We start from the raw sequence: 12,147 nt of genomic DNA, 5'->3' as shown, positions 1-12,147 counted from the left end.
GCACTAGTGGTGCCGCGCGCCTGCGAGCCCAGTCACCCGGGTTCGTGCGCAGTCCCGTTCACGTGGAGCGCGAAGCCGGTGGTGCCGGGCGCGTCCAGCCCCGGGCGCAGGTGCAGGCTCGGAATCAGATAATCGCCGCCATTCTGACGCCGATAGGGAATGGGCGGGGTCGTCGCCAGCGTCCGCATCCTCGCCCGCAGGCGCTCGGCAACGTGCGCGAAGCCCCCGTCGTCGAGGCGGTCGGCCCGATAGGCCACGAACGCAGGCAGCACCTCGTAGCCGGGATAGTAGAGGATGCCGTGGTTGATCGGGAACAACAGGTCGTCGATCGGCCCGTTGACGCCGCGGGGGGCGTAGTGCTCGCCCCAGCCGCCAGCGGTCACGATCAGCATGGCGCGCTTGCCTGCCAGCGTGCCCTCGCCGAAGCGGTCGCCCCAGTGGCGTTCGCTGTGCTCGCCCACGCCATAGGCGAAACCGTAGGCGAACACCCGGTCGACCCAGCCCTTGAGGATCGCCGGCATGGTGTACCACCACAGCGGAAACTGCAGGATCAGGACGTCGGCCCAGAGCAGCTTGGCCTGCTCGGCCTTGACGTCCTCGGTCAGCCCGCCCCCGGCGAACGCCTGGCCCGACGCCGGCGCCGGCATGAGCCGCGCCCCGGGTGCCAGGGCCGGGAAGTCGGCCCGGTCGACAACGGATTTCCAGCCTTGAGCGTAGAGATCGGAGACGCGCACCGCGTGGCCCTGGCCGGCGAGCTCGGCGACGGCGACATCGCGAAGCGCACCGTTGAGCGAGCGTGGCTCGGGGTGGGCAAAGACGAGCAGAATATTCATGGACCGGCTCCGTCAAGGGGGCGACGCCCCCCAGGTAGCCACAGGCCGAAATTGCCGCTAGCTTGCGTTGATGCATATGATTATGCCGATATATGGATAAGTCTGACGTCACGCTCGAACGCATGCGTACCTTCGTCCGCGTCGCCGAGCGCGGCAGCCTGTCGGCAGTGGCGCGCGAGCTGGGCGTGGGGCAGTCCACGGTGACGCGGCAGCTGCGCGAGCTGGAGGAAGCGGTCGGCGTGCCGCTGATCAGCCGCACCACCCGGCGCGTGACGCCGACCGAAGAAGGGGCCCGCTACTACACCGACAGCGTCCAGATCCTGCGCCTCGTCGAGCAGGCCGGTGACGAGGCGCGGGTCACACGCGGTGCGCCCGCCGGCACCATCCGCATCTCCTGCACGGCGGCGATCGGCGTCCTGCACGTGAGCCGGCTCATCTTCGCCTTTCAAGACCGCTATCCCGGCATCGCGATCGACCTGAGCCTGACGGACGAGCGCATCGATCTGGTGCGCGAAGGCGTCGACATCGCCCTGCGTCTTGGCCCGCTGAGCGACAGCTCCATGCGGCTCAGGGCGCTCGGCCACTCGCGCCGTCTCATGGTGGCGGCGCCGGACTACCTGGCGCGGCGAGGACGGCCCGTGGCGCCGCAAGACCTCTCGGGTCACGACGGCATCCGCATGTCGAATGTGGCGGGCAGCGACACGCTGGCTCTGCTGGGGCCGGACGGCGCCCGCCATGCGGTGCCCTTCGGCGGGCGGCTGCGTGTCGACCACGGGCTTGCCGCGCGCGAGGCGCTCGTCGCCGGCCGCGGCATCGCGCCGGCCCATCGTTGGCTTGTCGACGATCTGCTGCGTACCGACCGGCTGGAGGCGATCTTGCCGGCTTACGCCCTTCCCTCCGTCCCCCTGAGCCTGCTCATCGTGCCGGAGCGGGCGGGGATCGCGCGGGTGCGACTGCTGGTCGACTTCCTCGCCGCGGAGATCGGCGCCATCCCCGGGGTGGCGCCGCTGTGACGGAGCGCCTACTCGTCCGCCCCCGACGCTTTGCTGCAATAGATCTGTGCGAAGCCCGGCCCGAAGTCGGACTCGTTGTCCCAGACGATCTCCTTGCCGGCGTATCGGCTCCGCCACCGGGCGATCAGCGTGTCGCTGGACGAAGTCACCACGCCGAAGACATCGGCCGGCCCGGTGCCGCGGCTGCGCACGAACGGAAATTGGCCGCTGTCGTCAAAACCGAAGACGCCGACGACCCGAAGGCCTTCGACCATCAGCGGCCGCTTGAGCTTGAAGTAGTTGAGACGATTGGTGACCCACACCGGTTTGGCGTCAATGAGGTTGGCGCGCTTGAGATCGAGCAGCGCGGCCCCCGGCGGCGAGGGCGCGCGACAGGCGACCTGGCGGGCGATCAGTTCCTCCATCTTCGGCTCGCCCGCCGTCGCCACGCCCCCCAACGTCAGGGCCCCGACCACGGCGAGGATTGCGCGCCTCATGATTCGCCCCCCGCCAAAGGCGCCGGCTGAAGACTGTCGTCGTGGTGAGAGCAGGTCGTCGCTGTCATGGTCGTCCGCAAGCACTGTCGATCGGGCGCCACGTCATAGCCCATGCACGAGTCTTTGAAACCAGCCGGAGGTCGTGGCGACCGCACGGCATGACGCGCGGCGCCCGCCCACGGGACCGTCACCGATCGAGATGCGGGCCGACGGGGCTGAGCTCGGCTCGTCCTGCTCACGAGCGCTAGAGTATCCGCTTTCGAGCGATGTGGACGCCGGTTCGCGTGAAGAAAACGCGACAAAACAAACAGATAGAGCATTTCCGCGATTCGAAGAAACGCGGAAATGCTCTAACGGGCTGCGCTGCCCTGCGCCGCCCGATAAGCTCGGCGAGGCTCCGAGCCGAAACAGGAGCCGTCAGGAACGAGGCGCGGGGAACCGCTCGGCAGCGGCCGGGTCGAGGCCGGCCACGACGACGGAGCGGGAGGGGTCATGGTCGGTCGAGCGATCGGTGAGCGCAGGCACGGCAGCGAGGCGGGAGCCCCTGGAGCCGCGGCGAGCGCCTGTGCCATCGTGGGCGCCGGTCCCGCCGGGTTGATGCTGGGCCTGCTGCTCGCGCGCGCCGGCGTGGAGGTCACCGTCGTCGAGAAGCACGCCGATTTCCTCCGCGATTTCCGGGGCGACACCATCCATCCCTCGACGCTCGAGGTGATGTACGAGCTCGGCCTCCTGGAGGGGCTGCTGGCGTTGCCACATACCCAGGCTCCACGGCTCAACGCCGAGATCGGCGGGGCCGACGTCACCATCGCCGATTTCTCGCGCCTGCCGACCCGCTGCCGCTTCATTGCCTTCATGCCGCAATGGGACTTTCTCGACTACATCGCGCGGCAAGCCGGACGGTACCCGAACTTCCGCATGCTCCTCGAGGCCGAGGTGACCAGCCTGGCCGAGGAAGCCGGCCGCGTGGTCGGGCTCAAGGCCCGCACGCGCGACAGCGAACTGGCGCTGCGCGCCGCCCTCGTGGTCGGCGCCGACGGCCGCAACTCCGTCGTCCGCGCCCAGGCGGGCCTCGCCGTCGAGAGCTTCGGTAGCCCGAGCGACGTGCTGTGGATGAAGCTCTCCCACCAGCCGGCCGATCCCCCCTACACCATGGGCCACGGCGGCCCGCGCCAAGGCTTCGTCATGATCGACCGCGGCGCCAGCTGGCAATGCGGCTACGTGGTCCGCAGGGGCAGCTTCGCCGACGTGAAGAGCCAAGGTATCGAGGCGTTCCGCGCTGCCGTCGCGGCCGTCTCGCCGCTGCCCGCCGAGCGCCTCGAGGAGGTGCGCTCCTGGGACGACGTGCACCTGCTCAGCGTGCGCATCGACCGGCTGACGCGCTGGTGGAAGCCCGGCCTGATCTGCATCGGCGATGCCGCGCACGCCATGTCGCCGATCGGCGGGGTCGGCGTGAACCTGGCGATCCAGGATGCGGTGGCGGCCGCCAACATCCTCGCCCGGCCGCTGAAAGACGGTACGCTGGTCGACCGGCACCTCGCCGCCGTCCAGGCCCGGCGGGCCTTTCCGACCAAAGCGACGCAGAGACTGCAACTGATGATGCGGCGCGACCGGCGCCAGCGCGAGGCGGACGGCGCCAAGCGCACCGGGCCCCCCGCCTTCATGCGCGCCATCGCGCGACAACCCTGGCTCGCTCATCTCGCCGGCCGGCTGATCGGCCTCGGCTTCCGGCCGGAGCACGTCCGCCCGCTGTAGCCGGACCGAAGCCGCGCCGCTCGGCCGTCAGCGCCAGGGCTCGACCATGATCTTGGCATGCGCCTCGGGATTGGCGAGGTCCTGGAAGGCCTGCTTCACGCCCTCGACGCCGACCTTGCCGGTGACCAGCGGCGCGCCGTCGATCTTGCCTTCGGCCAGGTGGTGCAGCGCCAGCGCGAACTCCTGCGGCGTGTAGCCCAGCACGAACTGGAGGTCGATTTCCTTGGTGATGCCGAAGAACGGCTCGATGGTGTCGCTCTCCATGTTGACGCCCACCACCACGACGCGGGTGTTGCGCATGGCGCCCTCGAAGATCTGCTGGATGATGCCGGGAACGCCGACACATTCGAAGACGACGCCCGGCCGCCGCTGCGGCCCGACGCCCAGCCGGGCGAGGGGATTTTCGGGATCGAAGCCCTCCGGCGTCGCCTCGTCCTGCCAGCGCGTGTAGGGGGAATGCTCGGCCGGATCGAGGACGATGTCGGCGCCCATGGTCTCGGCCAGCCGCCGCCGCGCCGGCGAGAAATCGGCCGCCAGGATGGGATGCACGCCCTTGATCCGGAGTCCGGCGATGACGGCCAGCCCGACAGGGCCGCAGCCGATGACGAGGGGCACGTCGTTCGGCGTCAGACGCGCGCGCTCGACCGCGTGCCAGCCCACCGCCATCGGCTCGGTCAGCGCCGCCTGCTCGTCGGACAAGCCGTTCGGCACCTCGATCATCAGCCCTTCGCTCAGCACCATGCGCTCGGCGTAGCCGCCCGGCGCGATGTTCGAATAGCCGACCGTCGCAGACCCGGCCGCCGTGAAGGTCACCGGCACCGAGCAGACGCGCGTGCCGACCTTGTGGCGCTTGTCGGTGCCGGGGCCGTGCTCGATCACCTCGGCGCAGAACTCGTGGCCGAACACGATGTCCTGCGCGAGGTCCATGCCCGGCCGTCCGCTCACGCGGCGGGAGGCTTCGACCATGCGCGGCGCATAGTGCAGCGCGTGCAGGTCCGAGCCACAAATCCCGCAGGCCAACGTCTTGACCAGCACCTGGCCTTTGCCGGGAACAGGCTCCGCCACATCGTCGACGACCAGCTCGCCGCCGCGGAAAACCGCTGCACGCATCGTTTCCTCCCGGCGCCCTCTGCCTGGAGCGCCTCTTGCCGATTCAACCGGCGGGGATGATGGCGTGAACGGCTTGGCCGCGTCGAGCCCAAGCCGGCGCAAATCTGCGCCGGCCTGGGCGCAACGCGTCAGCGCCCCTGGAAGTTGGCCGCGCGACGCTCGACGAAGGAGCGGATGCCCTCCGCCGCATCGGCGCTCTGCATCACCCGGTCGCGGATCGTGGGGATGGCGGCGATGGCCGCCTGCTCGCCTGCCGCGATGAACGTGCGGCCGGCCTCCTTGGTGACCTGGATACCGAGCGGCGCATTGGCGTTGATGAGCCGCGCGATCTCCATCGCCCGCTCCACCTGGCGGCCCGCAGGCACCACCTCCTGCACCAGCCCGATGCGGTAGGCCTCGGCGGCGCCGAACTCGTCGCAGAGCATCAGGTGATACATGGCGTTGCCCCAGCCGGCACGGGTGAGGAAGCGGAAGTGCGCGCCGCCCAACGGGGCAATGCCGCGCTTGGCCTCCATCTGGCAGAAGCGGCAATCGTCGGCGGCCACGACGATGTCGCCGGCCAGCATGATCTCGATGCCGACGGTGAAGCAGATGCCCTGCACCGCCGTCACGATCGGCTTGCGGCACTGGTTGCGCAGGCCGAAGGGATCGATGTTGGTGGGCGGGCTCTCAATCCGCTTCGCCGTCGGGCCGAAGAACTTCGGCATGTCGAGCCCGGCGGTGAAGTTGTCGCCGGCGGCGCAGAGCACGCCGATCCACAGTTCGTCGTCGGTGTCGAGCAGGGTCAGCGCGTCCGACAGCTCGGCCATCATCTCCGGCTGGAAGGAGTTCTTCTTGGCCGGATTGTCGATGATGATCTTCAGGATGTGGTCGTGGCGCTCGTGACGCACGCGGCCGGGGGTGCTCGTCTCGGACATGGTCGTTCCCTCTCCCGCTTCTGGTGCGCCGGCGGCCCGATGGCGACTCGTCACCGTGCGGCCCGGGGCGGCGTAGCCCATCTGCATGATATTCGTCATTCAGAACGATGATGGATATAATGCTGATGGTCAAGGGACCGAACTGGAGGGGACAAGGACATGGGTCATTCGCAGGCCGAGAAGGCACAGAACCGCGAGCGCATCCTGGCCGCCGCCGCCGAGCAGATCCGCGCGGACGGCCTGGAATCGGTCAGCGTCGGCAAGCTGATGCAGGCCGTGAACCTCACCCATGGCGGCTTCTACGGGCATTTCGAGTCGCGCTCCGACCTGTTGGCGCAGGCACTTGAGCGAGCGCTGGCGGAGGGCCAGCACAACGCCCGGGCCGCGGTGCCGGCGGGCCGCCCCGGCCGTCTCGCGGGCTTCGTGCGCAGCTATCTCAGCCGCGCACACCGCGATGCGCGCCAGTCCGGATGCGCAATCGGGGCGCTGGCCTCCGACGTGGGCCGCGCCGACCGGCGCTCGCGTGTGATCATGACCGATTACATCGAGCGCTACATCACCAGCGTCGCCGACGATCTCGGCGGCGACGACGCCAAGGCCATCGCCGCGGTCAGCGCCATGGTGGGCGCCCTGGCGATCGCGCGCGTGATCACCGATCCCGCCCGCTCCGACGCCATCCTGAAGGCGGTCAAGGACCACGTCACCGCCATGCAGCCCGACGGGCCGGCTTAGCGGTGCAGCGCAAGTCTCAGCGGCGCTGCCGCAACCGAGACCAGCGCAGGACCGTCAAAACGTCTCCGCCCAGGGTCGCAAGTCGAGCTCGAGGGTCCAGGCACTGCGATGCTGGTGGTGCAGCGTCCAATAGGCCTCGGCGATGGCGGCGATGTTCAGCAGGCCGTCGGGGCCCTGCTGGTCCTTGAGCCCCGGCCGGAGCGACAGCAGCCGGTCGCCTTCGATGCCGCCGTCGACGACCACGTGCCCGACATGCACGCCCTGCGGCCCGAACTCGCGGGCGATGCTCTGGGCGGTGGCCCGCAGCGCCGCCTTGGCGGCGGCGAAGGGCGCGTAGTGGGCCTTGCCGCGCAGGCTGCCGCTGGCGCCGGTGAAGATCAGGCTGCCGCCGCCGCGCGTCACCAGCACGGGCAGCACGGCCTGGGCCACATGGAAACCGCCGAGCGCGTGCTCGCGCCAATGACCCTCGAAACGTTGCTCGCTGACCTCCAGGAACGGCGCCGGGCGGTTGCTGCCGGCGTTGTGGACGGCAATGGCGAGCGGCGCCAATTCCTGGGCCGCCGCCACAAAGCGCCGGGCATCGTCGGCCGTCGACGCATCGCCGACGACGCTGACCACGCTGGCGCCCGCTTCGCGCAGCTCGGCGGCCGTCGCCTCGAGCTTGGGCGCGTTGCGCCCGGCGACGGCGACGGGATAGCCGCCGGCGGCGAAGCGCCGCGCGATGGCGGCGCCGAGGCCATGGGAGGCGCCGACGCCGACGACGAGCAGGCTGCCGCGAGGCGCGGGCGGATCGAGTGGCGGAAGGGTCAACGACGAGGTCATGGGAGGGCTCCGAAGGAGGGCGATGGAAGCGGGCGGCGATCAGGCCGGCGCCGGCGCCGAACGCTGCTCGAGCTTATCGAGGTAGGCCGCCATGTCCGGCGCGAAGGCTGGATGACGGCGCAGGCGCGAAAAATGCGCGAAGGCGCGGGGATGGGCCGCCTCCACCGCGCCGTCCCAGGCCTGCGCCAGGCCCTCGCGCGCGAGGACGTCCTGCTGGATCCGCTCGTTGGCGAACAGCGCCAGCTCGGTCGCGAAGCAGATGTCGGCGAGCGTCAGCGTGTCGCCGACGATCGCCTCGCGCGCTGGTGCCAGTGCCCGCTCGATGCCGGCGAGGTAGATCTGGAAGGCGTCGCGTGCCCGCGCATGCGTCTCCGCCGACACCGCTTGGCCACGCAGCGCCAGCAGATAGTGCTGGCCGTCGCGGGCGAAGACGAGGCCGGCGTCGAGGAAGCTGTCGATGCGCGAGGCCTCGTAGGGATCGCGCCCGTAGAGCGTGCTTTGCGGACCGCCGAGCCGCGCCACGGCGCGCATGATGCTGTTCGACTCGAAGATGCCGACATCGCCGTCGGGCCCGAAGGCGGCCGGCACCGTGCCGAAGGGATGGGCGTCGAGAAAGGCCTCCGTCTTCAGGATCGACGTGCCGCGGAAGCCGACCCGCCCGACGCGCGCCAGATCGCCGCGCTCCACGCGCTCCGCCTCGGAGAGCGGCCGGGCCTCGAAATCCCAGAGCCACTGCGCCAGCTCCGCCGACTTTGCGCCGCGGACCTCGACCTCGACGCCAACGAGGCGGGCCGCGATGGTGGCCTTCCAGATCCGCGGGTTGGGCAGATAGGAGAAGATCCTGAGCACGGCCATCATCGCCTCCCGCTCCCACCGCGACCGTCCATGACGATGCCCTACGCACCGGCCCCGGTCGTCGGATATCTACATGATAATCATCATCCAGATCGCCGACGTCAAGCCGAACCGGAGTGGGAGCCACGCGAGCTCCCCGCATCCCCGGCCTGCGGCGATCGCAACCACACCGCGGACCCGACCCCCAGGATGGATGGCTAGAGGAAGAAACGGAGCGGGCTGCTACGTTCCGGCAGGTGGCCGGGCGGCCATTCCAGAGGTGAACAGCCTGGTGAACGTCTCGATGATCTCGTCCGGCGACCGGGCCCCCGTCGGCCGGTACCAGACGGACATCCAGTTCACGGCGCCGAAGGCAAAGAAAGTGGCCAATGTGGGATCGCAATCGACGATGCTGCCGTCGGCGATGCCCGCATCGATGAACTCCTGCACCGCTCGGGTCACACCGTCCCGGCGGCGCACGATCTCGTCCACGTGTTCGCCGGACAGCGAATAGACGTCGAGCAGAACCGCACAGCTGCCGAGGTCGTCGAAATAACCGCGCAGATAGCGGCGCACATAGGTCAGAAACTTGGCCAAGCCGGACCCGCTCGTCGCCTGGGCCTCGACGACGCCCGCCTCGCCGTGCTCGACCGCGAGCAGATGGCACTGGTAGAGTATTTCCTGCTTGCTTTTGAAATACTGATAAAGCGACGGCTTCGAGATGCCGAGCGTCGCGGCGACCTCATCCATCGATGTATTGGCGAAGCCGCGCCGGTTGAACGCCGTCGCCGCCGCCTTGAGCACCGCCGCCTTCTTGCGGAGACGCTGCTGCGCGCGATCGAACGGGTCGGTGCCGGCCGCTCGCATGTCCTCGGTCAGGCTCATCCCGTCTCCATACACGATCCCCCGTCAGCCCCTTGCATGCGACCGCGGAGGCGGATACGTTACTTGAAAATCAATCTACCCTACTCATGAGTAAAGGTCTAGGGATGAATCTCGCATCTTTGCTGTTCGCGGTGGCCCGGACGCTGCCCGACCGGCCGGCGGTCACCGACGGGCGCGGCACCCTCTCCTACGGCCAGTGGATCGATCGCGTCGCCCGCATCGCCTTCACCATGGCGGCACGCGGCGCCCGGCCGGGCGACCGGGTCGCGCTCTACATGGAGAATTGCGGCGAGTTCCTGGAGGTGCTGGCCGCGGCGTGGACGGCAGGGCTGGTCGCCGTGCCCATCAATGCCAAGCTGCACGTGCGCGAGGTCGCCTTCATCATCGAGAATTGCGCGGCCAGGCTGCTGTTCACGACGCCCGGGTTGCTCGACGATCCGACCCCGCTCGCCGGCAGCGTCGCAGACCTGCGCGTCATTCAGACGGGCACCGACGACTACCGGGCGCTGCTCGGCGCAGACCGCCTGACACCCCGCGAGCGCGCCGGCGACGACCCTGCCTGGATCTTCTACACCAGCGGTACGACGGGCCGGCCCAAGGGCGCCGTGCTCACCCACCGCAACCTCATCTTCATGAGCAACGTTTATTACGCCGACATCGACCAGATCGACGCGCGCGATACCAAGCTGCACGCGGCGCCCATGTCGCACGGCTCGGGGCTCTACGGCCTGCCCCACCTGCTCAAGGGCAGCCATCAGGTGATTCAGGCGGGGTTCGACGTCGAGCGGATCTTCGAGGCCCTGGAACAACATCGGAACCTGACGTTCTTCGCCGCTCCGACCATGCTGACGCGGCTCATCAATCACGCCGACATCGGCCGCGCCAAGATCCAGAACCTGAAGACGATCTACTACGGCGGAGGCCCTACCTACAGGGCAGATCTGCGCAAGGCGGTCGAGATCTTCGGCCCACGGCTGTTTCAACTGTTCGGTCAAGGCGAATCGCCGATGACCATCACCGGCCTCGCCAAGACCCTGCACGGCGATGACGAGCTGCTCGCCACGTGCGGCGTCGCGCGATCCGGCGTCGAGGTGCGCGTTGCGGACGACGACGGGAACGAACTGCCGGTTGGCGAAGTTGGCGAGGTGCTGACCCGCAGCGACTGCGTGATGAAGGAATACCTCGGCAATGCCGAGGCCACCGCATCGGCATTGCAGCGGGGCTGGCTGCACACCGGCGATCTCGGCTCGCTCGACGAGCGCGGCTTCCTCACCCTGCGCGACCGCTCGAAGGACATGATCATCTCCGGCGGCACCAACATCTATCCCCGCGAGGTGGAGGAGGTTCTGCTGCTCCACCCGGCGGTCCTGGAGGTCTCGGTGATCGGCCGGCCGCACGCCGACTGGGGCGAGGAGGTGGTCGCCGTCATCGCCTGCGTGCCCGGACAGTCGGCGACCGAGGGCGAACTCGATGCGCTGTGCCTGGCGCACATCGCCCGGTTCAAGCGGCCCAAACTCTACCGCTTCGTCGCGCAGCTGCCGAAGAACAACTACGGCAAGATCCTCAAGACCGAGCTCAGGCAGCAGCTTCTCGGGGAGGAGGCGATCCCATGAGACGCGTCCTTGTCGCCGGCATCGGGTCCACCCCGTTCGGTCGCCACGGCGATGCCACCATCACCTCCCTCGCCCTGCACGCGGCCGGCGCCGCCATCGCCGAGTCCGGGCTCGATCGCGCGCGCATCGGCTCCCTCTACCTCGGCAACTTCATCGCCGGGCCGCTGACCGGGCAGGAGGTGCTCGCGGGTCTGGTCGCCGACGGGCTCGGCCTGGCGCAGATCCCATGCACCAAGGTGGAAGGCGCCTGCGCCTCCGGCGGCATCGCCTTCCGCCATGCCTATCTCGCGATCGCGACGGGGCTCTGCGACGTCGCCATCGCGGTCGGTGCTGAGAAGATGTCCCACGCCGACACGGCGAGCGTCACGGCCGCCTTGAACTGTGCCATGGACAACGCGGCCGACGGCGTGAGCGGCCTCACCTTTCCGGGCCTGTTCGGTCTCGCCGCGCGCCTCTACGGCGAACGCTACGGCGTCGGCCGCGCCGAGCTGTCGGCCGTCGTGCGCAAGAACAAAGGTAACGGTCTCCGCAATCCGCTGGCGCAGATGGGGGCCACGCTCCGGGATGAGGAGATCGAGGCCTCGCCGCAGATCTGCGATCCCCTGCGGCTCTATGATTGCTGTCCGGTCAGCGACGGCGCCGCGGCGGTGGTGCTCGCCGCCGCGGACTTGCACGCCGAGCTCACGGCCCAGCCGGTGGAGGTCGCCGCATCGGTGCAGACGCGCGGCAGTCCGCGCATTGGGGGTCACCGCGACCTTTGCAGCTTCGACGCGACGGTGAGCGCCGCCCGCCAGGCCTTCGCCACGGCGGGGATCGAGCCGCGGATGGTCGATCTGGTCGAGCTGCACGACTGCTTCTCCATCGCCGAGATCATCGATGCGGAGGACCTCGGCCTCATCCCGCGCGGCGAGAGCGCGGCCTGGGCGCGCGAAGGGCGCACGGGCGTCGGCGGCGACCGGCCGATCAACCCGAGTGGCGGGCTGCTGGCCAAGGGCCACCCGGTCGGCGCCACCGGCATCGGACAGATCTACGAGACGGTGCTGCAGCTGCGCGGCGCGCATCCCAACCAGGTGCGCGACGCAGCCTTCGGCCTGACCCACAACCTGGGCGGCACCGGCGTCGCCTGCACCGTCAACATCCTGAAGCGCCTGGACGCCTGA

At 69.4% G+C, this 12,147-nt stretch carries 12 protein-coding genes; 5 read left to right on the top strand and 7 right to left on the bottom strand.

All coding sequences use genetic code 11. The features are described 5' to 3' along the window. Positions 1-32 precede the first annotated feature (32 nt). Positions 33-833: an NAD(P)H-dependent oxidoreductase gene (locus IEW34_RS19620; protein ID WP_188610914.1), complete on the bottom strand. Its 801-nt coding sequence runs from the start codon at positions 831-833 to the stop codon at positions 33-35. 92 nt (positions 834-925) lie between these two features. Between IEW34_RS19620 and IEW34_RS19615 the strand changes: the two genes are divergently transcribed. After that, entirely contained in the window at positions 926-1,846 is a 921-nt protein-coding gene (locus tag IEW34_RS19615; RefSeq protein ID WP_188610913.1) for a LysR family transcriptional regulator, read from the top strand. Between the two features lie 8 nt (positions 1,847-1,854). Here the strand turns inward: IEW34_RS19615 and IEW34_RS19610 are convergent, their stop codons facing one another. Beyond that, complete coding sequence (locus IEW34_RS19610) at positions 1,855-2,322, bottom strand: hypothetical protein (protein WP_188610912.1); 468 nt, start codon at positions 2,320-2,322, stop codon at positions 1,855-1,857. Between the two features lie 597 nt (positions 2,323-2,919). On the opposite strand from IEW34_RS19610, the gene IEW34_RS19605 reads away from it, so the two are divergent. Then, positions 2,920-4,074 (top strand): FAD-dependent oxidoreductase, encoded by a 1,155-nt coding sequence (locus IEW34_RS19605; protein WP_244642113.1) that lies wholly within the window; start codon positions 2,920-2,922, stop codon positions 4,072-4,074. Positions 4,075-4,101: 27 nt separating this feature from the next. On the opposite strand, the gene IEW34_RS19600 is transcribed toward IEW34_RS19605, so the two are convergent. Then, positions 4,102-5,184 (bottom strand): zinc-binding dehydrogenase, encoded by a 1,083-nt coding sequence (locus IEW34_RS19600; protein WP_188610910.1) that lies wholly within the window; start codon positions 5,182-5,184, stop codon positions 4,102-4,104. A gap of 128 nt (positions 5,185-5,312) precedes the next feature. Then, a complete protein-coding gene (locus IEW34_RS19595; protein ID WP_188610909.1) occupies positions 5,313-6,101 on the bottom strand; it encodes a crotonase/enoyl-CoA hydratase family protein in 789 nt (262 codons plus the stop codon). Between the two features lie 159 nt (positions 6,102-6,260). Between IEW34_RS19595 and IEW34_RS19590 the strand changes: the two genes are divergently transcribed. Next, a complete protein-coding gene (locus tag IEW34_RS19590; RefSeq protein WP_188610908.1) occupies positions 6,261-6,833 on the top strand; it encodes a TetR/AcrR family transcriptional regulator in 573 nt (190 codons plus the stop codon). Between the two features lie 54 nt (positions 6,834-6,887). Here IEW34_RS19590 and IEW34_RS19585 read toward each other — a convergent pair whose 3' ends face one another. The 3 genes from IEW34_RS19585 to IEW34_RS19575 form a co-directional block, all read right to left on the bottom strand. Next, positions 6,888-7,655: an SDR family NAD(P)-dependent oxidoreductase gene (locus IEW34_RS19585; protein ID WP_188610907.1), complete on the bottom strand. Its 768-nt coding sequence runs from the start codon at positions 7,653-7,655 to the stop codon at positions 6,888-6,890. Between the two features lie 39 nt (positions 7,656-7,694). Beyond that, a complete protein-coding gene (locus tag IEW34_RS19580; protein ID WP_188610906.1) occupies positions 7,695-8,510 on the bottom strand; it encodes a glutathione S-transferase family protein in 816 nt (271 codons plus the stop codon). A gap of 222 nt (positions 8,511-8,732) precedes the next feature. Next, complete coding sequence (locus tag IEW34_RS19575; RefSeq protein WP_188610905.1) at positions 8,733-9,374, bottom strand: TetR/AcrR family transcriptional regulator; 642 nt, start codon at positions 9,372-9,374, stop codon at positions 8,733-8,735. Positions 9,375-9,478: 104 nt separating this feature from the next. Between IEW34_RS19575 and IEW34_RS19570 the strand changes: the two genes are divergently transcribed. Next, positions 9,479-10,987: an AMP-binding protein gene (locus IEW34_RS19570; RefSeq protein ID WP_188610904.1), complete on the top strand. Its 1,509-nt coding sequence runs from the start codon at positions 9,479-9,481 to the stop codon at positions 10,985-10,987. Beyond that, complete coding sequence (locus tag IEW34_RS19565; RefSeq protein ID WP_188610903.1) at positions 10,984-12,147, top strand: thiolase C-terminal domain-containing protein; 1,164 nt, start codon at positions 10,984-10,986, stop codon at positions 12,145-12,147. The genes IEW34_RS19570 and IEW34_RS19565 overlap by 4 nt, the downstream gene beginning before the upstream one ends.

This window comes from Chelatococcus reniformis, from assembly GCF_014640075.1.
Classification (GTDB): domain Bacteria; phylum Pseudomonadota; class Alphaproteobacteria; order Rhizobiales; family Beijerinckiaceae; genus Camelimonas; species Camelimonas reniformis.
Note: the sequence above shows the minus strand (reverse complement) of the source record. Positions and strands in the feature narration are given on the sequence as shown.